The organism is Celeribacter arenosi (genome assembly GCF_039539485.1).
GTDB classification, from domain to species: Bacteria; Pseudomonadota; Alphaproteobacteria; order Rhodobacterales; family Rhodobacteraceae; genus Celeribacter; species Celeribacter arenosi.
This window is the reverse complement of the sequence record NZ_BAABDF010000003.1, coordinates 373,968-398,531: the sequence shown is the minus strand read 5'-3', so window position 1 is coordinate 398,531 and position 24,564 is coordinate 373,968. Positions and strand designations below refer to the sequence as shown.

The 24,564-nt window shown below is 60.4% G+C and carries 21 protein-coding genes; 9 read left to right on the top strand and 12 right to left on the bottom strand.

The window, feature by feature from the left end:
- The first annotated feature begins 41 nt into the window (after positions 1-41).
- The 4 genes from ABD815_RS04110 to ABD815_RS04095 all read left to right on the top strand — a co-directional run bounded on the left by ABD815_RS04110 (position 42) and on the right by ABD815_RS04095 (position 5,522).
- Positions 42-1,370, top strand: coding sequence for a S41 family peptidase (locus ABD815_RS04110; protein ID WP_344843801.1), 1,329 nt, complete (start codon positions 42-44; stop codon positions 1,368-1,370).
- A 38-nt stretch (positions 1,371-1,408) separates the two neighbouring features.
- Positions 1,409-1,888 (top strand): RNA pyrophosphohydrolase, encoded by a 480-nt coding sequence (locus tag ABD815_RS04105; RefSeq protein ID WP_344843799.1) that lies wholly within the window; start codon positions 1,409-1,411, stop codon positions 1,886-1,888.
- Between the two features lie 109 nt (positions 1,889-1,997).
- Complete coding sequence (locus ABD815_RS04100; RefSeq protein WP_344843797.1) at positions 1,998-2,489, top strand: hypothetical protein; 492 nt, start codon at positions 1,998-2,000, stop codon at positions 2,487-2,489.
- Between the two features lie 102 nt (positions 2,490-2,591).
- Positions 2,592-5,522 (top strand): error-prone DNA polymerase, encoded by a 2,931-nt coding sequence (locus ABD815_RS04095; RefSeq protein WP_344843795.1) that lies wholly within the window; start codon positions 2,592-2,594, stop codon positions 5,520-5,522.
- Here the strand turns inward: ABD815_RS04095 and ABD815_RS04090 are convergent.
- The 5 genes from ABD815_RS04090 to dapE all read right to left on the bottom strand — a co-directional run bounded on the left by ABD815_RS04090 (position 5,519) and on the right by dapE (position 11,325).
- Complete coding sequence (locus ABD815_RS04090; RefSeq protein WP_425549838.1) at positions 5,519-6,784, bottom strand: lytic murein transglycosylase; 1,266 nt, start codon at positions 6,782-6,784, stop codon at positions 5,519-5,521. The genes ABD815_RS04095 and ABD815_RS04090 overlap by 4 nt on opposite strands.
- Positions 6,785-6,869: 85 nt before the next feature.
- Positions 6,870-9,125, bottom strand: a complete 2,256-nt coding sequence (rnr, locus tag ABD815_RS04085; protein ID WP_344843792.1) for a ribonuclease R — start codon at positions 9,123-9,125, stop codon at positions 6,870-6,872.
- 37 nt (positions 9,126-9,162) lie between these two features.
- The gene (locus ABD815_RS04080) at positions 9,163-9,741 is read right to left on the bottom strand and encodes a TIGR04282 family arsenosugar biosynthesis glycosyltransferase (protein WP_344844274.1); all 579 of its coding nucleotides are present in this window, start codon (positions 9,739-9,741) and stop codon (positions 9,163-9,165) included.
- Between the two features lie 17 nt (positions 9,742-9,758).
- Positions 9,759-10,184: a GNAT family N-acetyltransferase gene (locus tag ABD815_RS04075; RefSeq protein ID WP_344843789.1), complete on the bottom strand. Its 426-nt coding sequence runs from the start codon at positions 10,182-10,184 to the stop codon at positions 9,759-9,761.
- Positions 10,174-11,325 (bottom strand): succinyl-diaminopimelate desuccinylase, encoded by a 1,152-nt coding sequence (gene dapE, locus ABD815_RS04070; protein ID WP_344843786.1) that lies wholly within the window; start codon positions 11,323-11,325, stop codon positions 10,174-10,176. Before dapE ends, ABD815_RS04075 begins: the two co-directional genes overlap by 11 nt.
- A 162-nt stretch (positions 11,326-11,487) precedes the next feature.
- Between dapE and ABD815_RS04065 the strand changes: the two genes are divergently transcribed.
- Complete coding sequence (locus ABD815_RS04065; protein WP_425549837.1) at positions 11,488-12,540, top strand: transporter substrate-binding domain-containing protein; 1,053 nt, start codon at positions 11,488-11,490, stop codon at positions 12,538-12,540.
- Here ABD815_RS04065 and ABD815_RS04060 read toward each other — a convergent pair.
- On the bottom strand, positions 12,534-12,881 hold the full coding sequence (locus ABD815_RS04060) for a hypothetical protein (RefSeq protein WP_344843783.1): 348 nt from the start codon (positions 12,879-12,881) through the stop codon (positions 12,534-12,536). The two genes, ABD815_RS04065 and ABD815_RS04060, sit on opposite strands and share 7 nt — an antisense overlap.
- Before the next feature lie 26 nt (positions 12,882-12,907).
- On the bottom strand, positions 12,908-13,735 hold the full coding sequence (dapD, locus tag ABD815_RS04055; RefSeq protein WP_344843780.1) for a 2,3,4,5-tetrahydropyridine-2,6-dicarboxylate N-succinyltransferase: 828 nt from the start codon (positions 13,733-13,735) through the stop codon (positions 12,908-12,910).
- Positions 13,736-13,848: 113 nt separating this feature from the next.
- On the opposite strand from dapD, the gene ABD815_RS04050 reads away from it, so the two are divergent.
- A complete protein-coding gene (locus ABD815_RS04050; protein ID WP_344843779.1) occupies positions 13,849-14,706 on the top strand; it encodes an LOG family protein in 858 nt (285 codons plus the stop codon).
- On the opposite strand, the gene ABD815_RS04045 is transcribed toward ABD815_RS04050, so the two are convergent.
- The 3 genes from ABD815_RS04045 to ABD815_RS04035 form a co-directional block, all read right to left on the bottom strand.
- Positions 14,703-16,532 carry an ABC transporter ATP-binding protein gene (locus tag ABD815_RS04045; RefSeq protein ID WP_344843776.1) on the bottom strand — a complete coding sequence of 610 codons (1,830 nt, stop codon included), beginning with the start codon at positions 16,530-16,532 and terminating at the stop codon, positions 14,703-14,705. The two genes, ABD815_RS04050 and ABD815_RS04045, sit on opposite strands and share 4 nt — an antisense overlap.
- A gap of 273 nt (positions 16,533-16,805) precedes the next feature.
- Positions 16,806-17,987, bottom strand: a complete 1,182-nt coding sequence (rlmN, locus tag ABD815_RS04040; RefSeq protein ID WP_344843773.1) for a dual-specificity RNA methyltransferase RlmN — start codon at positions 17,985-17,987, stop codon at positions 16,806-16,808.
- 115 nt (positions 17,988-18,102) lie between these two features.
- Positions 18,103-18,636, bottom strand: coding sequence for an invasion associated locus B family protein (locus tag ABD815_RS04035; RefSeq protein ID WP_344843770.1), 534 nt, complete (start codon positions 18,634-18,636; stop codon positions 18,103-18,105).
- A gap of 193 nt (positions 18,637-18,829) precedes the next feature.
- On the opposite strand from ABD815_RS04035, the gene ABD815_RS04030 reads away from it, so the two are divergent.
- Positions 18,830-19,810, top strand: coding sequence for an asparaginase (locus tag ABD815_RS04030; protein WP_344843768.1), 981 nt, complete (start codon positions 18,830-18,832; stop codon positions 19,808-19,810).
- Here the strand turns inward: ABD815_RS04030 and ABD815_RS04025 are convergent.
- Together ABD815_RS04025 and serB are read right to left on the bottom strand one after the other, a co-directional pair.
- Complete coding sequence (locus tag ABD815_RS04025; protein ID WP_344843766.1) at positions 19,807-20,586, bottom strand: TSUP family transporter; 780 nt, start codon at positions 20,584-20,586, stop codon at positions 19,807-19,809. The two genes, ABD815_RS04030 and ABD815_RS04025, sit on opposite strands and share 4 nt — an antisense overlap.
- Before the next feature lie 5 nt (positions 20,587-20,591).
- Positions 20,592-21,464, bottom strand: coding sequence for a phosphoserine phosphatase SerB (gene serB, locus ABD815_RS04020; RefSeq protein WP_344844269.1), 873 nt, complete (start codon positions 21,462-21,464; stop codon positions 20,592-20,594).
- Positions 21,465-21,665: 201 nt separating this feature from the next.
- On the opposite strand from serB, the gene ABD815_RS04015 reads away from it, so the two are divergent.
- Together ABD815_RS04015 and serA are read left to right on the top strand one after the other, a co-directional pair.
- Positions 21,666-22,811 (top strand): phosphoserine transaminase, encoded by a 1,146-nt coding sequence (locus ABD815_RS04015; RefSeq protein WP_344843763.1) that lies wholly within the window; start codon positions 21,666-21,668, stop codon positions 22,809-22,811.
- Positions 22,812-22,963: 152 nt separating this feature from the next.
- Positions 22,964-24,556: a phosphoglycerate dehydrogenase gene (gene serA / locus ABD815_RS04010; protein WP_344843760.1), complete on the top strand. Its 1,593-nt coding sequence runs from the start codon at positions 22,964-22,966 to the stop codon at positions 24,554-24,556.
- The last annotated feature ends 8 nt before the right edge of the window (positions 24,557-24,564 follow it).

The window sequence follows — 24,564 nt, the reverse complement described above, 5'->3', positions numbered from 1 at the left end:
AGAAAACGGGAATCCGGCGGATGTCGGGAAGAGGTAGAGACATGAAGAAATATATGATGGCGGGTGTTGTCGGCGTTCTTGCCGGAACCTTGGTTTCGACGCAATTTGCCGGTCCGCTAATCGCTCAGGAATCCGAAAAGACCTCTAACGTCTATGAGCAACTCGACCTCTTCGGTGACGTGTTTGAACGCATTCGGTCAAACTATGTCGAAGACGTGGACTCAGAAGAACTCATCGAGGCGGCGATCGACGGGATGCTGACATCGCTCGATCCGCACTCTTCCTATCTCTCGCCAAAAGATGCCGCCGCGATGCGGGTTCAAACCTCGGGTTCGTTCGGCGGTCTGGGAATTGAAGTCACACAGGAAGAGGGCTTTGTCAAAGTCGTCGCCCCCATGGACGGCACACCCGCCGACATCGCGGGAATCGAGGCAGGCGACTTTATCACGCAGGTGGACGGCGAAGGCGTGCTCGGCATGACCCTTGATGAAACCGTTGAAATGATGCGCGGCCCCGTTGGCTCCGAAATCGTCATCACCATCGTTCGCGAAGGCATTGATGAACCCTTTGATGTGTCCATTATCCGCGACACGATCAAACTCACTGCTGTGCGGTCCCGCGTGGAAGGCAATGCGGTTGTCCTGCGCGTCACCACATTCAACGACCAGACATTCCCGAACCTGCGCGACGGGCTTGCCAGCTCGATCGAGGAACTGGGCGGGATCGAGAATGTCGATGGTGTCGTGGTCGATCTGCGCAATAACCCCGGTGGTCTGCTCGATCAGGCGATCCAGGTTTCCGATGCCTTCCTCGACGAAGGTGAAATCGTATCGACCCGTGGCCGCAACCCACAGGACAGTGACCGTGTGAATGCGGAACTGGGTGATCTTGCCGAAGGCATGCCGATCGTGGTTCTCATCAACGGCGGCTCGGCCTCCGCAAGCGAGATCGTTGCAGGGGCCCTTCAGGACCATCACCGCGCGATCATCGTTGGGACCAAATCGTTTGGTAAGGGTTCGGTGCAAACCGTCATGCCACTGCGCTCTGACGGGGCGATGCGCCTAACCACTGCGCGCTATTACACGCCGTCCGGTCGCTCCATTCAGGCGCTTGGTATTTCCCCTGACATCGTCGTGGAACAGCCCCCACGCCGCCCTGACGCCGGGACCGACGAAGAGGAAACGCCGCAGTTCCGCTCCGAGGCCGACCTGCGCGGCGCTTTGGACAACGACAGCTTGACCGAAGACCAACGCCGCCAGATCGAGGAAGAACGGACAGCCGCCGAGGAAGCCGCGAAATTGCGCGACGAGGATTACCAACTCGCCTACGCCGTTGACCTGCTCAAAGGTCTTTCGAAAATCGCTGACTAATCGGACACCGCAAGGAGACGCGGAAAATGGCGGTTCATATGACTGACCTCCCTTATCGGCCTTGTGTCGGTGTTATGCTTCTCGATGCGCAGGGCCACATTTTTGTGGGCGAGCGCATCGATACGCCTGACGCGTGGCAGATGCCGCAGGGGGGAATCGATCCCGGTGAATCACCGCAGGATGCGGCTCTGCGTGAACTTGGTGAAGAGATCGGGGTTGCCGCAGATTGCGTCGAAATTGTGGCGCAATCCGAGGATTGGCTGTTTTACGACCTGCCAGACCACCTTTTGGGGAAGGTTTGGAAAGGTAAATTCAGGGGCCAGAAACAGCTTTGGTTTGTCGCGCGGTTAAACGGGGGCGACGATTTGATCGATATCGCAACCGATCATCCCGAATTTTCTGAATGGAAATGGGTAGATAAGGAAGAATTGCTGCGCGGGATCGTTCCCTTCAAACGGGAGATTTACGGGCAGTTGGTTGACCGTTTCGACTCCCTTCTTGCGGCGCCCGCGATTTAACGGATGCGCGTAGGGTTGGGGGTTTTCCTGCAACCGGCCCGATTTCCGCCAAATTTTTTCATTAACTTACTCCAGAGCACATATGTGTGCGTATGTCAGGGGTAAGACAATGAAACTTAAGACGTTTCTTTTGGCTGGTATTGCGACTGCAGTTTCCAGCGCAGCGATTGCTCAGTGTTCGGCCCCAACGGCCGAAGAGCAGTTTTATTTCATCCAGGAGGCACAAGTGCCCTACCTGATGGTCTACGGCACGATCACGCCGCATGAAAATGCAGTTGGTGAGCATGCAATCGACCAAGACGGCAACGCCGTCGGCCAGACCTTTGCGGCGAATTTCCAAGGTAAAAAGTTCGATGGGGTCGATTTCGGCACCACAGTGGACATCGATATGATGGTTTCCGAGAACTGCCTCGGCGGTTCCTGCGGTGTCTTGGACTCGACCCGTGAGGGCGTATTTATTCTACGCGATCTCGGCGGCGCCTTTCACTTTTCTCTCGATAACTGCGGGTTCTTCGGTGAATACGAACCGACCTCCGCGCAGCTCGATACGTACAAATATTGCGGCCGCTATGGCTGTGAGGTTGTCGCAGCCGCCGACTGATCCTGTTCGCCCCGAATGGCATGCGTCCCCTTTGTGATCGGCAAAGGGGACGTTCGCACGAGATGACTCGAAAAGAGAACAAAAGGTGAATATACTGATCGTATGTTCGCTGAGCTCTGCGCCCTATCCAACTTTACCTTTCTCACCGGTGCATCCCATCCGGAGGAGTACATGCGCCGCGCCGCCGCCCTCGGGATTGAGGCGGTAGCAATCACCGACGTCAACTCGGTGGCCGGCATCGTTCGCGCCCATAGTGCCGCACGTGAGATTGAACGCGACCGTGATGCGCGTCTTGCCGACCCCATCGGTCCTGAGCGGCCCGCCCATATCCCCAAACCACCCTCCGCGCCCATCGACACGGTGCCACGCCTCATTCCCGGCGCTCTGCTGGAAACGGTCGAAGGGATCCGCCTCACCGCGCTGCCACGCGACAGAAACGGCTGGGGCACGCTATCGCGCCTGATCTCCAAAGGCCGTCTGAAAGCCGCCAAAGGGACCTGTGAGATCACGCTGGACGAGGTGATGGAGGGGCTGAAATCCTGTCGCCTCTTGCTCCACCCGCCATTCGGCTATGCAGGCCCCGGCCGCGACATCTGGATGCGCCACACGCGGCGGCTGGCGCGGGCCTTCGGCGAGGATCTCGACCTCCTGCTCTACCCGCTCTACGACGGGCAGGATCATCCGCGTTGGGTTCATTATCGCAATATTGCGCTGGATTTGGGTCTTTCCTGCGTGGTGAGCGCACGCCCCCTCATGCATCGCGGCGGGCGACGGCGGCTGGCCGATGTGCTCACTGCAATCCGGCAAGGGCGCAAGGTGGACGATCTGGGCCGCACAGCCTTGGCCAATGCCGAACAGCGGATGCGGTCGCAGGCCGATTTGGAACGGTTGTTTCCCGACTTCACCGCAGAGATCGCGCGCAGCGGCGAGATTGCAGAGAGCTGCCAGTTCAGCCTCGATGAATTGCGCTACGAATACCCTTCCGAGGTCAGCGGGGGCGAAACGCCCGCAGAGCGGCTTGAACGGCTCGCGCATGAGGGGCTGCGACGGCGCTATCCGGCGGGGGCATCGCAAAAGGTGCGCGACATGCTCGCCCATGAACTCGCATTGATCGGCAAGCTCAAATACGAACCCTATTTCCTGACCGTTCACGACATCGTCGCCTTCGCACGCTCGCGTGGCATCCTGTGTCAGGGGCGCGGATCGGCGGCCAATTCTGTGGTCTGCTATTGCCTCGGCGTGACCTCCGTCAGCCCCGAAATCGGCACGATGGTGTTTGAACGCTTCGTCTCGGAGGCCCGCGACGAGCCGCCCGACATCGACGTGGATTTCGAACACGAGCGGCGCGAAGAGGTGATCCAACATATCTACGCCCGCTACGGCCGCCACCGCGCGGGGCTCTGCGCGACCGTGATCCACTACCGCGGCAAACGCGCGATACGTGAAGTTGGCGCCGCGATGGGTCTGTCGCAGGACACGCTCGGCGCGCTGTCGTCCCAGCTCTGGGGGTTCGAACGTGCAACACGGTCGCAGTTCGAGCGGCTGCGCGAAATTGGCCTCGATCCGCGGGATTCGAGACTAATGAAAACGATGGAGCTGGTCGAAGAGATCCAAGGATTCCCGCGTCACCTGAGCCAACACGTGGGTGGGTTCATCATCACCGAGGGACGTCTGGACGAATTGGTGCCGATCGAAAATGCGTCGATGGAGGACCGCACCGTCATCTGTTGGGACAAAGACGACATCGACGCGCTCGGCATCCTGAAGGTCGATGTGCTCTCGCTTGGCATGCTGTCGTGCATCCGCAAATCATTCGACCTGATCCGCGAGCATCACAAAACCGACTACGCGCTGGCCACGCTCCCCCCCGAGGATCCTGCCGTCTACGACATGCTGTGCGAGGCGGATAGTCTGGGCGTTTTTCAGGTCGAAAGCCGCGCACAGATGAATTTTCTGCCCCGCATGCGGCCGCGCACCTTTTACGACCTCGTCATTCAGGTCGCGATCATCCGGCCCGGACCGATCCAGGGCGATATGGTCCACCCCTTCATCCGTCGCCGCAATGGCGAGGAGCGAGTAAGTTTTCCCTCCGATGCGCTCGGGGCGGTGCTGGGCAAAACGCTCGGGGTGCCATTGTTCCAAGAGCAGGCAATGCAGATCGCCATCACGGGTGCAGGGTTCACGCCAGAGGAGGCCGACCGCCTGCGCCGCTCTTTGGCCACCTTTAAAAAGCACGGCAGCGTTTCGGATTTCAAAGGTCGGTTCCTGTCGGGGATGTTGGCCAATGGCTATGATCTCGACTTTGCGGAACGGTGTTTTTCCCAGATCGAAGGCTTCGGCTCCTATGGATTTCCTGAAAGCCACGCGGCCTCATTCGCCCTGCTGGTCTATGCCTCCGCCTGGCTCAAACGACACCATCCCGGCATTTTCTGCTGCGCTCTGCTGAACTCTCAACCGATGGGATTCTACGCGCCCGCCCAGATCGTGCGCGATGCGCGTGAACACGGCGTGGAGATCCGGCCCGTTTGCGTGAACGCGAGCTTTTGGGACAATGTGATGGAGCCCGATGACAAAGGCGGGTTGGCGGTGCGGTTGGGTTTTCGGCAACTGCGCTCGATGGGGGAAGAAGACGCCAATTGGCTCACGGCGGCGCGGGGCAATGGCTACCGCGAACCTCTGGACCTGTGGCGGCGGGCGGGGTTGTCTCCCTCTGTGCTGCGCATGCTTGCAGAGGCGGATACTTTTGCCGCACTCGGACTGACCCGCCGCGAAGCCTTGTGGGAGGTGAAGGCCATTGGGGGCGACAAGCCGCTGCCGCTCTTTGCCCAGGACCTCGACGGGGAAGCCATCGACGAGCCCCACGTCACCCTCGCGCAGATGACCGAGGGCGAGGAGATCGTGGAGGACTTCGTGTCGATGCGCCTCACGCTACGACGCCACCCTGTCGCTCTGCTCAGAGAACGGCTTTCGCCCGGATTAGATACCGATCTGATCCGCCCAACGGGATTGGGATCGCTGAGCGAACCGCGTTAGCGCAACTGTTCGAGCAGTTTTTGCGACGGGTAGCCATCCGGCGTGACCCCGATGGAGCGTTGGAAATCGCGGATCGCATTGATCGTATTGGGCCCGATAATGCCGTCGACCTTGTCATCGAGAAAGCCCTTTTGGGTCAAAATCCGCTGCATCCGTTTTTTGTCGTTAAACGCCAAAGGTTGATACCCGCGCGGCCATGACGCCTGAATTTCCGGTCTACCCTTCAACCGGTCGGACAGGTGACCGACGCCAATCACATAGGCGTCCGCTTTGTTGTAGCGTTCAATCACCGCGAAATTGTCAAAGATCATAAAGGCCGCCCCTTGCGACCCTGCAGGCAGCAAAATCGACGCGCGCCCGTAGTTCGCAACGGGTTTTCCATCGACCCCAATCACGCCCAACTGGGCCCAATCAGACGGGCTACGCATCGTATCGCGTCGTGCGGAAGAATAGTCGAACCCGCGCGGCAGGCGAACCTCGACGCCCCATGGCTGTCCTTTATTCCACCCGTGCCGCGCCAGATAGGCCGCCGTTGATGACAGCGCATCTGTCGGATCACTCGCCCAGATGTCGCGTTTCCCGTCGCCATCGCCATCAACCGCGAAGGCGAGGAAAGAGGTCGGAATGAACTGGGTGTGGCCCATGGCCCCTGCCCAACTCCCCTTCATATTGCGCGCGGACACATCGCCGGACTGGAGAATGCGCAGCGCCGCAAGAAGCTGTGCCTCGAAGAAACGCCCGCGTCGCCCGTCATAGGCCAGTGTGGACAGGGCCTCGATCACTGGAATATCACCACGGGTCGCACCATAGGCGCTCTCCAGACCCCAAACCGCGGCCACGACATATTTATCGACGCCAAACCGCGCCTCGATCGCGTCGAGAACCCGCGCATGTTTACGCATCGCCGCCTGACCGTTTTTCACCCGCGTGGGGGACGCCGCACTATCGAGATAGTCCCAAATCTGTTTGGTGAACTCGGACTGGTTGCGGTCCTTCTTGATGACATCGTTGTTGTAGGAAACACCGCGAAAGGCCCGGTCAAATGTCGTCGCCGAGATGCCTTCGCGCATGGCCCGCTGCCGAAAGCCGGCTTTCCATTGGTCGAATGTCGCCTTGACCTGAATGTCGCCTGTCACGTTCGCTCCCTGCACGATTGATACCCCTGTGGGCGCCGCCGCGCCACTTTGCGCAATCGACACAGCAAGACCAAGCCCGAAACAAAGGGAGGCCTTCAGGTTTGTTCGAAATAACGTTTCACACATGTTAAAATCCTGTCTTTTCCCAACGGTATCGGAAACCGTGGGAAGACAGAACGGACGTTAAAACGAAGAGGCGAAAACCTGCCTGCTACTTGCGGCGTCGCTGGACCTTTTTGCGGGTTTTGTCCCGCTTGGCTTTGCCGGCGTTGGCTTTTCGGCTCACATAGCGACCGCGCGCCTGACGGGGGCCACGGGGCATGGTATCCCCGTCCACGGAGATCAGTTCGAGTTCCAATCCACCCGTCACCGGCACTGCATCCGCGATGCGCACAACAACGCTCTGTCCGATGGATATCTTTCGACCCGAATCCGCCCCCATGAGGGTCTGTTCCTTTGAATCAAAGTGGAAAAACTCCGCGCCCATGCTGCGAACGGGCACGAGCCCGTCTGCGCCGGTTTCATCGAGCTTGATGAAGGCGCCGAATTTCTGGATGCCGGAAATATGCCCGGTCATTTCGGTCCCGATCCGCTCGTTCAGATAAGCCGCAAGGTATCGGTCGTTGGTGTCACGCTCGGCAGACATGGAGCGGCGTTCGGTTTCCGAAATATGTTTCGCCGTTTCTTCCAGCCGCTCGATTTCGTCGTGCGACAGCCCGTCTTTGCCCCACCCGTGGGCTGCGATCAGCGCGCGGTGAACGATCAGGTCGGCGTAGCGGCGGATCGGCGAGGTGAAATGCGCATAGGACCGCAGGGCGAGCCCGAAGTGGCCGAAATTGTCGGGGTGATAATAGGCCTGCGTCATCGAGCGCAGGGTGGAGATATTGATGAGCTCGTCGTGATCGGTTCCCTCGGCCTGCGCCAGAAGGCGGTTGAGGTGCGACGTATGGAGGACCTGCCCCTTGGCGAGCGTGAACCCCGATGCGGCAGCAACCTCGCGCAGGGCATCGAGTTTGTCATCCGACGGTTCCTCGTGAACGCGGTAAAGCAGCGGTCGGTTGCGGTGGAACAGCTCCTCGGCGGCGGCCACATTGGCCAGCACCATGAATTCTTCGATCAACTTGTGCGCGTCGAACCGTTGGGCCAATGCCACAGATTGCACACGCCCGTCGTCACCCAGAATGATCTTGCGCTCGGGCAGATCGAGATCGAGCGGTTGGCGCGCCTGACGCGCCATTTTGAGAGCCTCATAGGACTCGAATAGCGGATTGATGACCGTGTCCATCAGCGGCGCGCAGGCCTCATCCGGGTCACCATCCCGCGCCTGCTGGACCTGTGCGTAGCTCAGCGAGGCTGCGGATTTCATCAGCCCGCGTTTGAACGTGTGTTTGCGCTTTTTCCCATCCGCGTCGATCACCATGCGCACGGCGAGACAGGCCCGTGGCACGCCTTCATGCAGCGAACACAAATCACCCGACAGACGGTCAGGCAGCATCGGCACAACACGGTCAGGGAAATAGGTCGAGTTACCGCGGTTCCATGCCTCACGATCCAACGCCGAGCCGGGCGTGACGTAATGCGCTACATCCGCAATCGCGACCCAGAGGACAAAACCGCCCTTATTGGCCGGATCCGTGTCGAATTCGGCCCAAACCGCATCATCATGGTCGCGCGCATCCGCCGGATCGATGGTGATAAGTGGAATATCACGCAGGTCCTCGCGCCCTTTCAGGCCCGCTGGCTTGGCGGCGTCGGCTTCGTCGATGACTGCATCGGGAAAGCTGTCGGGGATACCGTGCTGATGGATCGCGATGAGAGAGACCGCGCGTGGCTCTGACGGGTCGCCGAGCCGCGTGATGATACGCGCCATGGGCAGGCCGAGACGGTTGCGCGGGCCTGCCTGTTCGGCTTCCACCAGTTCACCGTCTTTAGCGCCGTTTTCATTGCCGGGTCGCACCAGCCATTCTTTGTTCGACCCTTTGTCGATCGGCTTGATGTGCCCACCCTCGGCGGTCTTGCGAAAGACACCGAGCAGTTTGAGCGGATTCGATCCGATTTTGCGGATCAGGCGCGCCTCGTATTCGTGGTCGTCCGCTTTCACCTCACGCAAATTCGCGAGGATCCTTTCGTCTGGCCCCAAGGCCGGATCGCTTTCGCGTAGAACCAACAGCACGCGCGGGATGCGCCCCTCACCTGCCCACTCCAGCGGCTTGGCGAATAGGTCACCGTTCTGGTCGGGCGCCATGACAGAGAGCACACCCACGGGTGGCAATTTTTCGGGATCACGGTAGGTCTTGCGCCGCTTGCGCAGGTGTCCCTCGTCTTCCAGCTCTTTGAGAATGCGCTTGAGATCGATCCGGGCAGTCCCTTTGATCCCAAAGGCCTTAGCGATATCGCGTTTGGCAGTTTGGGTGGGATTCTCGGCGATCCATGCGAGGATTTCGGCTTTGGTAGGGGTCTTGTTCATGGCGTTACGCTACCATGGCCCAATCGCCGTCACCATCTCAATTCCGTTGTGCTTTCGCGCAAATTCGGAGCAGATCGGACAGGGTGTCCACATCGTCCAACTCTGCCACCTCGGCCCAGGACCAACCCGCCGCGGTGGCCATTGTATCACTGCGTGCGAACGGCGTGGACCATCGCACGTGACCTAAAAACTCCCGCGGCAGAACCGTCGTCCCATCGACCCCGATGAGCCAGTACCCCCCGTCGGAAGCAGGACCAATCACGCCCTTATTCGACCCCAATCCAGCCAAAGCTGACCGGATATGATGTTTTTCGATGTGGGGAATGTCGCTGCCTATGATCACGGTGCGGGCCGGACCTATGGATTGGAAAATCCGCCGCATTCTGTCGCCGAGGTTCCCACGACCCTGCTTGAACCTTGGCAAATGAGCGGGCCAAACACGGCTCATCATCCCTTCGCGGTCTGGCGCAACGGCAAGGGCCAGCGTCCAACGCGGGTCTTCCAGACGGCGCAAGGTGCGCGCGACCTGATGGCGATACCACCATGCGGCGCGGGTCATGCCGAACTCCTTGCCTAGTCGCGTTTTCACGCGGCCCGGACGAGGTTCTTTCACCATCACCACGACCACGGGCTTCACAGTGCGCGCACCATAATGTGGTGAGGGATGCCGCCGTCGAGATAGCCGTCTCCGACAACCTTGAACCCGAAGCTTTCGTAGAACCCGATCGCGTGGTCCTGCGCACCGATACGTATGGTCGTAAGGTGCGGATGGGACTGCAATTCGCGCAGGCACGTGTCGATCAGGGCCCGTCCCAATCCAGTGCCCCGCGCCGATGCGACCACGCATACCCGCCCGATTTTGCCTACATCGCCAACTTCATAAATGCGCGCGGTTCCGACGGGTTTGCCGTCCGGATCACGGGCAAGGTAATGCATGGCCACATCGTCGAGATCATCGATCTCATCGTCCATTGGCACCTGCTGCTCTTCAACAAAGACGGCAATCCGCAACGCGATGCAGGCCGCGATGTCATCTGTTTTCTGAACGCTATACTTCATCAAAATAGGCTCTAATCGCGCGGGAATACACGTTTTTAAGCGCAGTGATGTCATCGACTGCGACGTGTTCGTCTACTTGGTGCATGGATTTTCCGACCACACCGAATTCAACCACAGGGCACAGGTTCTTGACAAACCGTGCGTCCGATGTGCCGCCCGATGTCGACAGAACCGGCGCGCGGCCTGTTTCCGCCTCGACCGCCTGTCGAACGGTGTCAACGAAGGGTCCGGGAAGCGTGACAAAGCTTTCACCCGAGATCGAAATCTCGACGTCCATGGTGATACCTGTTCCCTCGCACGCCCGCGCCACCTTAGCGCGAAGCCAATCCGACAGCTCCGCTCCGGTATGCGCATCGTTGAAGCGGATGTTCAGCATGGCGCTGCATTGGGCGGGGATCACATTGGTGGCGAGGTTGCCGGTGTCGAAACTGGTCACCACGAGAGTTGAGGGATCAAAATGCGCCGTCCCCTGATCAAGACTGTGCCGAGAAAGCGCGTCCACCAATGCGGCCAGAACCGGAATGGGATTAGCGGCCCGATGCGGATATGCGGCATGCCCCTGAACGCCGCGCGCGGTGATGCGCGCGTTGAGCGACCCGCGCCGTCCGATCTTCATCATGTCCCCGAACGCGTCGGGGCAGGTCGGCTCGCCAACGATGCACACGTCCATCGTTTCCCCCTCAGCGCGCATCCAGTCGAGGAGCGCGACAGTCCCGTCCGTGGCAACGCCTTCCTCATCGCCGGTGATCGCGATGACGATGGCACCGTCTGTGGGTGGCGTTTGGGTGACGTAATCAACAGCGGCCGCAACAAAGGCCGCAACACCGGATTTCATGTCGGTTGCGCCGCGCCCCCATAGAATGCCATCGGCGATCTCACCGGAGAACGGCGGTCGGGTCCATGACGCTTCGTCCCCGACCGGCACAACGTCCGTGTGCCCGTTAAAACCGAAGGTGCGGCCTGCCGCCTTTTCGCCAAACCGCGCAAACAGGTTCGGCGTGCCGTTGCGATCGACCCGAGTGCAGCTGAAACCGCCGCCTTCAAGCACTTCGCGTAGAACTTCCAGCGCGCCGGCTTCGTGGGGTGTAACGCTCGGACAACGAACGAGCTGTGCGGTCAGGTCGATTGGATCAAGTGTCATGGTGCCTCCATGCCTATTGGTTAGCGAGCGCGCGGGCGGACTGCAATCTCGCTGGCACCGCAAATACAACTCAGCAGGGCAACGTAGAGTCACAAAACAAGGAAAATCATTGTCACCTGTTTTTCAATGTGCGACATCCGCGCGAAAGCTTGGGTTCTGAAAATGTTTTGCCGCGCGATCTTTCTACTCGGCCTCTTGGTCGCACCGCTCACCTTGTCCGCTCAGGATCTTCGGGTGGGTACGGTTACTCGTCTGCCCTTTTCCATGGTGGAAAATGGTAAGGAAACCGGTTTTTCTCTCGATCTTTGGGCCGAAGTCGCCTCCGATCTGGGTCGGGAATACGAGGTTGAGCGCTTTTCGACATTCGGGGACATGCTTGCCGCGGTCGAAGCCGGCACCGTGGATGCGGCCGTCGCCAACATTTCAATCACCGCGGCGCGCGAGCAGGTCATGGATTTTTCGCAGCCCATGTTCGAGGGCGGTCTGCAGATCATGACGCCCATCGAAGGGTCGGGAATGCCGGTTTGGCAACTCATCATGTCGCGCGAGTTCCTGATGTGGGTCGCAGCCGCCTTTGCCGTGCTTTTCGGTGGTGGGATGTTGATGTGGCGACTCGAACGCGAGCGGCAGCCCTATTTCGACCTACCGGCGCGCAAAGCGATGTTCCCGGCATTCTGGTGGGCGCTCAATCTGGTCGTGAATGGCGGCTTTGAGGAGCGCCAGCCTCAGTCGCCTTTGGGCCGTATCATCGGCGTGTTCATGGTGATTTCGTCGCTCTTCATCGTCTCGTTGTTTGTCGCGCGCATCACATCGGTGCTGACCGTCGAAGCAATCCAGTCGAATGTCTCCGGCCTTTCCGACCTCTACAAACGCGATGTGGGAACGGTTGCCGGATCGACCTCGGCGGAGTTCCTCGACCGGCGCGATATTCGCTACATCGGGTATGAGTCACCGGCGGAAATGCTCGCGGCGTTCGAGGCGGGTGAAATCAATGCGACCGTGTTCGATGCACCCATCCTTGCCTATTACGCGTCCCATGACGCCCGCGGGAAGGTCGAGTTGGTCGGGCAGGCTTTCCTGCGCGAAAGCTACGGGATCGCACTGCCGTCAGGGTCGACTTTGGGCGAACCGATCAACCAGAGCCTTTTGCACCTACGTGAGAACGGAACCTATTCCGAGCTCTACACAAAGTGGTTCGGCACTCTCGGTTACTGAAGCGGTTTGTCGTCGTAGAACGGCGTCATCTGGGCCACGACAACCGAGTTCTCCGCAAGCGCGCGCGCCATCAGCTCTCTTTCCTCGTCGGAAATATCGTGGCCTTCCGAAAGGCGTTCATCCAGCGTGCCATAGCCCGTCACATCGAGCGGCGCGAGGTCGGCCTGTTTGAGGATGGCCACGGTTTCGCGCACGGCCTCGGCTTCATCAACGCCGGAGGCATAGATCATCAGAGCACCGCCGGTCGCCGCAGAAGGCAGGCCATCGCCCTCCTTGCGCCCGACCTGGACGAGGAGGGTGAAGACCTTTTGCCGTGACGGCTTTTTTTCTTTGTCAGCCATGGATCACTCCTGCCCTCGCCTGCGGATCAATCGCGCAGGAGCTCGTTGATGCCGGTTTTGGAACGGGTGCGCTCGTCGACGCGCTTCACGATAACCGCGCAGTAGAGGTTGATGCCGTTTTTGGATGGCATGGAGCCTGCGACGACGACCGAGTAGGGCGGCACTTCGCCATAGGACACGGTGCCGGTTTCGCGGTCCACGATCTTGGTGGACTGGCCGATGAACACACCCATGCCGAGAACAGAGCCCTCGCGCACGATGCAGCCTTCGACGACTTCCGAACGTGCACCGATAAAGCAATTGTCCTCGATGATCGTCGGGCCTGCCTGCATGGGTTCCAACACGCCGCCGATCCCGACGCCGCCCGAAAGGTGGACGTTTTTGCCGATCTGCGCGCAGGAGCCGACCGTGGCCCAAGTGTCGACCATGGTGCCTTCACCGACGTGTGCGCCGAGGTTTACGAAGGATGGCATGAGAACCACGCCCGGCGCGATGTAGGCCGATTTGCGCACGATCGCGTTTGGCACGGCACGGAAACCGGCAGCGCGCCATTGGTTGTCGCCCCAGCCTTTGAATTTGCTGTCGACCTTATCCCACCAGCCAGAGCCCTGCGGGCCGCCGGATTGTTCTTCCATATCCTTGATGCGGAAACCGAGGAGGACGGCCTTTTTCGCCCATTGGTTCACATGCCACGTTCCATCATCGCCGCGCTCGGCCACGCGCAGTGATCCGCTGTCGAGTGCGTTCAGCGTGTCTTCGATGGCCTCACGTGTTTCGCCGGTCGTGGCAGACGTGATGGTGTCGCGCGCATCCCATGCGGCTTCGATTGCGGCTTCAAGCTGGACGTTGGACATGGGTTTCTCCCCCTCGTGTCGTGAACAAATCTGTTGTAGGTGCCTATAGTCGCTGCCACGCCCGCACGCAACGCGAAGGCGCGCGACCCAATGACCCTGACACCGGAGAAAAAATGTCCGACGATACGCACACCCCCCGCCGCCATCCCCTGCGCGACAGCCAGATGGACCGAGAGGCGGCGCGTCATACGCCCGACACCGCGCAAACCCGCGCGCCCGCATATCGCCTCGCCTTTTCGGATGAGGAGTTCATGCTGCGCGATGAATTGCGTCCCGTGCGATTACAACTCGAACTGCTCAAACCCGAATTGATGATGGCCGAATACGGGATCGATTCGACCATCGTTCTGTTCGGTGGCGCGCGCATTCCCGAGCCGGCCAAGAAGGATACCGCGAAAACCAAGGCACTCGCGGATCTGTCCAAATACTACGAAGTTGCGCGCGAATTTGCGCGGCTGATGACGCTGAAATCCAAACAGAACGGCCACCGCGAGAACGTCATCGTCACCGGCGGCGGCCCGGGAGTGATGGAGGCGGGCAACCGTGGCGCGGCCGATGCGGGTGGCGTGTCAATCGGCCTCAACATCGTGCTGCCCCATGAACAGGCCCCGAACGAATACGTGACGCCTGACCTGTGTTTCAACTTCCACTACTTCGCCATCCGCAAGATGCATTTCCTGATGCGCGCGAATGCCTTGGCCGCCTTTCCGGGCGGGTTCGGGACGATGGACGAGCTGTTCGAGACCCTCACCCTGATCCAGACCGGCCGCATGAAGCGGGTGCCGATCCTTCTGTTCGGCGAAGCGTTCTGGCGCAAGATCATCAATTTCGAAGCCTTGGCAGAGGCCGGAACGATCTCCGAAGAGGATCTGGACCTGTTCCGCTTTGTCGAAACCGCCGAGGAAGCCGTCGAGGCAATCGAGACCTGGGAAGGTGCCGGAAAGCGGCGCAGCGAGATTCCCGGCCGCTAGGTCGAGGCCAGGAACCCGCCGGATTGGCGATTCCACAGGTCCGCGTATAGGCCGCCCTGTGAAACAAGTTCGGCGTGGGAGCCGGTTTCGATAACCCGCCCCGCGTCGAGCACCACGATCCGATCCATTCGCGCCAAGGTGGACAGACGGTGCGCAATCGCGATGACCGTTTTGCCCTCCATCACGGAATAGAGCGTGTCCTGAATGGCCGCCTCTACCTCGCTGTCGAGAGCAGAGGTCGCTTCGTCCAGAATGAGGATCGGCGCGTCTTTCAGGATCACCCGCGCGATTGCCACCCTTTGACGTTGACCGCCCGAAAGTTTCACACCGCGCTCGCCCACGAAGGCGTCGTATCCCACCCGCATGTTCTGGTCGCGCAATTCGAGGATGAAATCATGCGCCGCTGCCTGTTTGGCTGCTGCGACCATCATCTCCTCGCTCGCATCGGGGCGCCCGTACAACAGGTTTGCACGCACCGAACGGTGCAGCAGCGAGCTGTCTTGCGTGACCATCCCGATGTTGCGGCGCAGGCTGTCCTGCGTGACGGCAGAGATGTCCTGACCGTCGATCAGGATGTTTCCCTCTTCGGCATCGCGAAACCGCAGCAACAGGTTGACCAAGGTCGATTTGCCTGCACCCGACCGCCCCACGAGACCGACCCGTTCGCCCGCTTTGATCGTCAGGTCGATACCGTCGAGCCCGCCGTTTTCTTTGCCGTAGTGGTGGCTCAGATTCTGGAAACGGATTTCGCCGCCCGCGACCGCCAACTCTTTGGCGTCTTCCTTATCCGTCACGGTTTGCGCCACCGCGACAGAGCGCAGGCCCTCGCGGATCACACCCGATTGCTCGAACAGGCGGATGACGATCCACATGATCCAACCCGACATCCCGTTGAGACGGTTGGTCAGGGTTAGCGCCGCTGCCACCGCGCCGATCGTCATTTGATCGTCGAGCCAGAGCCAAATCGCAGGCCCCACCAACCCAACGATCAGCAAACCGTTGAGCGCATTGAGGCCAAAGGCGAGTTCGGTCATGAGGCGCAGGAACCGCTGCAGGTTCAGGCGCAAACGCCGCAGGGACGTCAACGCAAACCTTTGCTCGCGCCCGCCATAGGAAAAGAGTTTGACCGTTTCGATATTGGCATAGGCGTCAACAATCCGCCCCGTCGTGCGCGAGCGCGCGTCTGAGTGTTTTTCCGACGCCACGGCGACCCGACGCGCGATGTAACGCACGTAGAGCACATAGACCACGGCCCAGACGACCAATGGCACCGCAAGGCGCAGGTCCAGTTCGGCCAGCAAAACCACGGCAACAACGATGTAGGCGAGCGCGAAGACCAAGGCCTCGAACACCATGTAGAGGGAGTCCTCCGTGGCCTGCCCGAGTTGCATCACGCGGTTCGACAACCGGCCCGCGAAGTCGTTTTGAAAGAAGGACGACGACTGGCCGAGAAGCCATGAGTGGGCGCGCCAACGAACCTGCTCCTGAACGTTTCCCGCCAGAGTTTGCTCAAGCAAAAGGTGCTGCACACCAATGGCAAAGGGGCGCAGGAAGACCACGCCCAGCGCGACGAGAAGCAGGATGAAACCATGGCGCGACAGGAATGTGTCGGGGCCGGATTCGGACATGACGTCGATCAGGTAGCCCCCGTAGAAAATCAGTCCCGTTTCAATCGCCGCGATGAGAACTCCGGCTGCGATCAGAAAGGGAACGACACGACGAAAGGGCGCGATTTCCTCGCGCAGGAACGCCATATAGGTCGCCGGCGGCTTGGTCCGTGGACGCGGCGCGAAGGGGTCTACGAGTTTTTCGAAATAACGGAACATGGGGGCCCTCCATGGGGGCTAAGACAATCAGAATGGATGAGGCGGGTCGATTTGACCGGCCACAGGAAGCAGACCGGCCTAGTGGCGGGAAAATGCGGTCCTGTTATCCATATTGAACGTCTCCATCATGTTCGGGCGACTCACCCGTGGCGGTTTCTTAGCGGCTCGGGCCCTAAAAGTCATTGAAAAGATTTATGTCGCCGGCACGGGGGCGTGTTTCAACCGGCCAAACCTGGTGCTGACCGGTTGAGGAACGATGCGTGTCGCGGCGCTTTAGCGGCCTGCTTCGGCTTCGATCTGGGCGCGGGATTTGCGGGCGCGTTCGGTGGCGGATTTCAACTGACCACAGGCCGCCATGATGTCTTCGCCGCGTGGCGTGCGGATCGGCGAGGCAAAGCCCGCGTTCAACAGAATTCGCGCAAAGGCATGGATGCGGTTGTTGGACGACCGTTTGTAGGGCGCGCCGGGCCATTCGTTGAAGGGGATCAGATTGACCTTGGACGGGATTCCTTTGAGCAATGCCACGAGGCGGTGCGCGTCCTCATCGGTGTCGTTCACGCCCTGCAGCATCACGTATTCAAAGGTGATCCGTTCCGAATTCGACACCTTCGGATAGGTGCGCAGCACGTCGAGAAGGGTTTCGATGTTCCACTTTTTGTTGATGGGAACCAGTTTGTCACGGGTCTCATCCTCGGTCGCGTGGAAGGACACGGCCAACTGACATCCGATCTCTTCGGCTGTGCGCGCGATTTCGGGCACGACACCGGAGGTGGACAGGGTGATGCGGCGGCGGGAGAGTTGAATGCCTTCGGGATCCATGCAGATCTTCATCGCATCGCGGACGTTTTCGAAGTTATACAGCGGCTCGCCCATGCCCATCAGGACGATGTTGGACAGCAGGCGCGTTTCGGTGTTTCGCGCACCCTGCTCTGGCCATTCGCCGAGGTCATCGCGTGCCATCATCACCTGACCGACGATTTCGCCAGCCGTCAGGTTGCGCACCAGCTTTTGCGTGCCCGTGTGGCAGAACGAACAGGTCAGCGTGCAGCCAACCTGGCTCGACACGCACAGCGTGCCACGGTCCTCTTCGGGGATGTAGACCACTTCGACCTCATGGCCGCCGTTGATGCGCACGAGGTATTTGCGGGTGCCGTCCTCGGAAACCTGTTTGGAGACGACCTCCGGAATGCGCACTTCGAATGTCTCGGCGAGCTCTTCGCGGTAGGATTTGGACAGGTTGGTCATCGCATCAAAGTCGCGCACGCCCCAGCCGTAGATCCATTGCCAAATCTGACCCGCGCGCATTTTGGCCTGCTTTTCCGGCGCGCCGTTTTCGATCAGCACCTCGCGCAGACGTGCGCGTGTCAGGCCGACAAGGTTGATCTTGTCAGAGGGCGTTTCCTTGCGGGGAATGGTCACAACATCCTGCGTGACGGGGGCGCTGGGTTCGGTCATCGGTTTGAGGCCTTTTTGGATAAGCGCGCTGAATACAGGATTCCCCGCGACTTGGAAAGCCACAGCAAAACGGCCCCGCCGCAGGCAGGGTCAATTCACATCACGGGTGCGAAAATCAGCTGCCGCAGCGTTTGGCGGCCTCTTCGACGGAGGCGGTGAACCCGAGCAGGGAGAAGGTGTCTTTGGTGACGGTCCCGCGTGCGGAACGACCGGTGAGTGTCGCCGCCGCACCGCGTTTCATCGCCGCGATGATGCGTTGGTCATCCTCTGGCGTTGCGGCCCAACCGGTTTCACCCTCGGTGAAGAGCGGGTAATCCGTTCCCCCGATTTCCAGCGTCACTTCCGAACCGGAGGCGAAAGGGTAGCCGCCCGCGAAGGACACCTGCCCTTTTACGCCACTTGCGGGGGCGTAGGACACGAAGAGGAGGATTTCACCACGGCGCACGGATTTGATGCGGCCCGAGCTGTCGGTGTTTACGGTCTCTTTCGGTTTCGACACGATCCAACACTGTTTGGTCGGCTGTGCTTCTTCGAAAACATACCAATCGGTGTTCGCGCCAACCTGGTTGGTGCTCTCTTGCGCAAACGCGGCGCTTGCGGCAATTGAAAACACGACGCCGAGCATGGCGGTCTTAACGGAAAAACTCATTTGATCTCTCGCTGCCTCTGGCTAATTCGACCATTTCTTTGCCGTACCCGCGTTCTGGTGATGCGGTTGACGGCGCAATCTGGGTCTGTTCCAGATCGAGGACGACCCTAACGCAAATCCGCCAAACAGGGAAAGCCCTTTGGCGGAAATTCGCTGAAACGTGAAAGGCACTAAATTGGTACAGACTGAACGCATGGTTGACGTGATCCGGGGTCCGATTTGCGAGAGCTGGCACAGCGGTTTTGCCGTGGTGACCAACGCCGCCGGAGAGGTGGTCGAGGGCTGGGGCGATCTGGACCATGTGATCCTGCCGCGTTCGGCGGTGAAAATGATGCAGGCCCTGCCTCTGGTGGCCTCCGGTGCGGCAGATCGGGCCGGTTTGGATGACTCGCAACTGGCCTTTGCCTGCGCGTCCCATAATGGCGATCCGGTGCATGTGGCAAAGGCGCGGGCGTGGCTGGAAACACTCGGGCTCGGCGAGGACGATCTGATCTGTGGCGTGCAAAAGCCGATGGGCGACAAGGCGCGCCACGACATGCTGCGCGCGGGTGAAACCCCGTGTCGGGTGCATAACAACTGTTCGGGCAAACATTGCGGGTTTTTGACCCTGTCGCAGGATTTGAAGGCCGATGGGGACTATGTGAACCCCGATCATCCGGTGCAGGTGGCGATCCGTGAAGCGATCGAAGCCGTTACGGGCGAGGCCAGTTTGGGCTACGGGATCGACGGGTGTTCGGCGCCCAACTACGCGGCCACGGTGCGGGGCCTCGGGCGTGGGTTGGCGTATTTCGCGGCGGCGCGCGCAGACGGGGACGCGATGGCGCGGGCGGCGGTGCGGTTGCGCGAGGCGATGATGGCCCATCCGGTTCTGGTCGCGGGCGAAGGGCGGGCCTGCACCGACCTCATGCGCGCCGCCGGTGGCAAGGCGGCGATCAAGACGGGTGCGGAGGGTGTGTTTACCGCCATTCTGCCCGATCAGGGTCTGGGCGTGGCGGTGAAGATTGCCGATGGGGCGACGCGGGCCTCGGAATGTGCGATTGCGGCGCTCTTGGTCAAACTCGGCGTTCTGGATGGCAATGATCCGGTGGTGAAAAAGCGGCTGAACCCCGAAGTGCCTAATTTTGCAGGGATTATTACCGGCGAAATCCGTCCCTATGCGGGTTTCCCCGCCTAGAACCAGTCCCACAACAGGCGCAGCGCCAGAGCGGTCGCGGTGATGACGAGCACCGGACGGATCAGCCGCGCGCCGACGCGGGTGGCGAGTTTCGATCCGATGTAGGCGCCTGCGATTTGCGCCGCGCCCATGGCGAGGCCGAGGGCCCAGAGTGGTTTCGCGACGAGGAGAAATCCCGCCAGCCCGCCGATGTTGGAGGCGAAGTTCAACAGCTTTGTGTGGGCGGTGGCTTTGAGGATGCCGTAGCCTGCGAGGCCCACGAAGCCGAGCATGAAGAACGCGCCTGTGCCGGGGCCGAGGAGGCCGTCGTAAAAGCCGATAAAAGGCACAAATCCAGCCGAAAACGCCAAAGGCGAGAGGCGGCGGTGGCCGTCGATGTCGCTCAGGCCGGGTTTGAGCGCAAAGAACAGCGCCACACCGATCAGCAGCACCGGCAGGCCGAGGCGGATCACGTCGGTGGGCAATGTGGAGGCCAGCAGAGCGCCGCAGACGCCGCCCGCAAACGACAGGAGCGCCGTGCCGATCTGGGCGCGCAGGTTGACGTGCCCGGCGCGTGCGTAGGTGATTGCGGCCATGCCAGCGCCGAAGAGGCCCTGCACCTTATTTGTGGCGAGTGCGGCGATGGGGGGCACGCCGGCGAGCAGGAGCGCAGGCACGGTGATCAGGCCCCCGCCGCCTGCGATGCTATCCACGAAGCCCGCCACGAAGGCCGCGATCAGGAGCAGCGCGATCGCTTCGGTCGGGATGGAGAGGGAGAGATCCGTGAGGGATTCCATAGGGTTCAGGCGAACTCGGACTTGGCGTAGCCCTGAATGTAGAGGAGTGCTGTGAGGTCGCCGTGGTTGATGCGGATGTCGCATTCGGCGGCCACGGAGGGTTTTGCGTGGAGCGCCACGCCTGCGCCTGCGCGGGTCAGCATGCCGAGGTCGTTTGCCCCGTCGCCGACGGCCATCACATCGGTTTCCGAGATGCCAAGGCGGGCGGTGATTTGTTCGAGGGCTTCGACCTTGGCCGCGCGGCCGAGAATCGGCAGGCTGGGTTTGCCGGTGAGTTTGCCGTCCTCGACCATCAGGATATTGGCGCGGTTTTCGTCAAAGCCCAGCGCATCGGCAACATATCCGGTGAAGGCGGTGAAGCCGCCGGAGACGAGCGCGCAATAGGCGCCGTTTTTCTTCATCGTGGCGAGCAATTCGCGCCCCCCCGGCATGAAGGTGATGCGGGTGTCGATGACGGTCTGGATCACCGATTGGGGCAGACCTTTGAGCAGGGCGACGCGTTCTGTGAGGGCACCGTCAAAGTCCAATTCGCCATTCATCGCCTTGGCTGTGATCTCTTTGACGTGGTCGCCGACACCGGCCACATCGGCGAGTTCGTCGATGCATTCCTGCTGGATCATCGTGCTGTCCATATCGGCTAAGAGCATGGATTTACGCCGGTTTTCGGTCTTTTGCACGATCAGGTCGATGCCCTGCGCCTGAAGCGCGGCCCAGACGTCCCAGTGGTTGTCGGGCAGGGATTGCAGCGCGATTTCCGCCGCCTCGCCGGTGGCGAGCCACTGCGCCTCACCCCCGCCCCAAGCATTGCGCAGGGCCTCTACCGCGTCGCGCGACAGGGTCGGTTTTTGGGGATCGGTGAGCAGCGTGGCGGTATACATCGGGGCGTCTCCGGCGGGAAATTTCATGGGCGTCATAGCGGGGCGGGGCGGGTAAATCCAGTGCGCAGGCAACAGGGGGTGCCTGCGACAAATCTGGGTCGGTCACACGATTGGGAATTGCCAGAAGGAATGGATATCGCTACATGCGGCGGCGGGACACCTCTCCCCAACGAGAGGCATTTATCTGGAAGGATACCAGCAATGGCTACCCCTGCACCCGGCGCGCGTCCGGCTAATCCGCGCTTCTCTTCTGGCCCCTGTGCCAAATTCCCCGAATTTTCGCTCGATCTCCTGTCTGACGCCCCTCTGGGTCGCTCGCACCGTGCCGCTGTGGGCAAGGAAAAGCTCAAGTCTGCGATCGAGACGACCCGCGAAGTGCTTGGAATCCCTGCCGATTATCACATCGGCATCGTGCCTGCGTCCGACACCGGTGCGGTCGAGATGGCGATGTGGTCGCTGCTCGGTGCGCGCAAGGCGACCATGGTTGCATGGGAAAGCTTCGGGGCCGGTTGGGTCACGGATGTGGTCAAGCAGCTCAAAATCGATGCCGAGGTAAAGACCGCCGATTACGGCGATATCGTTGATTTTGCAGAGATCGATTTCGACACCGACGTTGTTTTCACATGGAACGGCACCACCTCGGGTGTGCGTCTTCCGGGTGGCGATGCGATCCCTGCGGATCGTGAGGGCCTGACGATTTGCGATGCGACCTCTGCCGCTTTTGCGATGGACCTGCCGTGGGACAAATTGGATGTCACCACGTTCTCGTGGCAGAAAGTTCTGGGCGGCGAAGCGGCGCACGGGATGTTGGTTCTGTCCCCGCGGGCGGTGGAACGTCTTGAAAACTATACACCTTCCTGGCCTTTGCCGAAGATTTTCCGCCTCACCAAGGGTGGCAAATTGATCGACGGTATCTTCCGTGGCGAGACCATCAACACGCCGTCGATGTTGGCGGTTGAGGATTACCTCGTGGCGATGGCGTGGGCCAAATCCGTCGGTGGTCTGAAGGGTTTGATCGCGCGGGCGGATGCCAATGCGCAGGTTATTCACGATTTCTGCGCGGCCAAGCCGTGGATCGCCAACCTCGCCAATGATCCGGCGACGGCGTCCAATACCTCTGTTTGTCTGAAGTTCACCGACGATCGTATCAAGGACGGTGCGGCATTTGCGAAGGCGGTTGCCAAGCGGTTGGAAAACGAAGTCGTGGCCTTTGATATCGGCGCCTACCGTGACGCGCCTGCCGGTCTGCGGATCTGGTGTGGTGGCACGGTTGAAACCTCTGATGTTGCGGCTCTGATGCCGTGGCTCGAGTGGGCGTTTGAAACCGAGATCGCCGCGCAGGCCTGATGCGTCTTTGACATCTTTGCACGACTTTGTGGCGAAGGTTGCACGTGTTTTACAAACTGCGCCCACCCCCGTTTTACATGTTTTACATGTTTTAAAACGGGGGTCGGCGGACCCCAAAAAGCAATTCACACCGATTTAGAGGAGTGCCGCACATGGCCCCCAAAGTTCTCGTCTCCGACAAGCTCTCGGAAACCGCCGTTCAGATTTTCCGCGACCGCGGGATCGACGTTGATTACCTGCCCGACGTGGGCAAGGACAAAGACAAGCTCGCCGAGATCATCGGCCAGTATGACGGCTTGGCCATCCGGTCGGCCACCAAGGTGACGCCGTCGCTTTTGGAGCATGCCACGAAGTTGAAGGTTGTGGGTCGCGCCGGTATCGGCACCGACAACGTCGATAAGGAAGCCGCATCCAAGAAGGGTGTGATTGTGATGAACACGCCGTTCGGCAACATGATCACCACCGCCGAGCACGCGATTGCGATGATGTTTGCCGTGGCGCGTCAATTGCCCGAGGCCTCTGTGTCGACCCATGCCGGTAAATGGGAAAAGTCGAAGTTCATGGGTGTCGAACTCACCGCGAAAACGCTGGGCGTGATCGGTGCGGGCAACATCGGCGGGATCGTTTGTAACCGCGCGCTGGGTCTGAAGATGAAAGTGGTCGCCTATGATCCCTTCCTGTCCGAGGAGCGCGCTGACGAGATCGGTGTCGAGAAGGTCGAGTTGGACGAATTGCTTAAGCGCGCCGATTTCATCACGCTGCACGTGCCGCTGACCGATAGCACCCGCAACATCCTGTCGGCTGAAAACCTCGCCAAGACGAAAAAGGGTGTGCGGATCATCAACTGTGCGCGCGGCGGGTTGGTTGACGAGCTGGCCTTGGCCGAATTGCTCAAATCCGGTCATGTGGCGGGTGCGGCGTTCGATGTGTTTGCCCAAGAGCCTGCGACCGAGAACCCGCTGTTTGGTCTGCCCAATGTTGTGTGCACGCCCCACCTTGGGGCCTCGACCACGGAAGCGCAGGAAAACGTGGCGCTGCAGGTTGCCGAGCAGATGTCGAACTATCTCCTCGACGGTGCGGTCGAGAACGCGCTGAACATGCCGTCGATGTCCGCCGAAGAAGCCAAGGTCATGGGCCCATGGGTCAAATTGGCCGAAAGCATCGGGTCGTTCATCGGTCAGGTCACCGATGAGGCCATCGAGACGGTCAACATCACCTATGATGGTGTGGCCTCGCAGATGAACCTCAAAGCGCTCGACGCGGCGGTGATTGCGGGCATTATGCAGGCGGTGAACCCCGACGTGAACATGGTTTCCGCGCCGGTGATCGCCAAGGAGCGTGGCATCAAGCTGTCGCGCACCACGCAGGATGCGACGGGTGTGTTCGAAGGCTACATCAAGCTCGACATCCAGACGGTCGAGAAATACCGCACCATCGCGGGCACGGTGTTCTCCGATGACAAGCCGCGGTTCATCCAGATCAAGGGCATCACCATCGACGCCGAAGTGGGCGAGCACATGCTCTACACCACCAATAAGGACGTTCCCGGTATTCTGGGGAAACTCGGCACGATGCTCGGCGAGCATGGCGAAAACATCGCCAACTTCACGCTGGGTCGCTCTGCCGAGGGTGGGGACGCGATTGCGATGACCTTCCTCGATACGCCGATCAAACCGGAGACGGTCAAGGCGCTCAAAGACAGCGGCATGTTCCAGCAGGTGCGTCCGCTGCATTTCAAGGCCTGATCGCCACA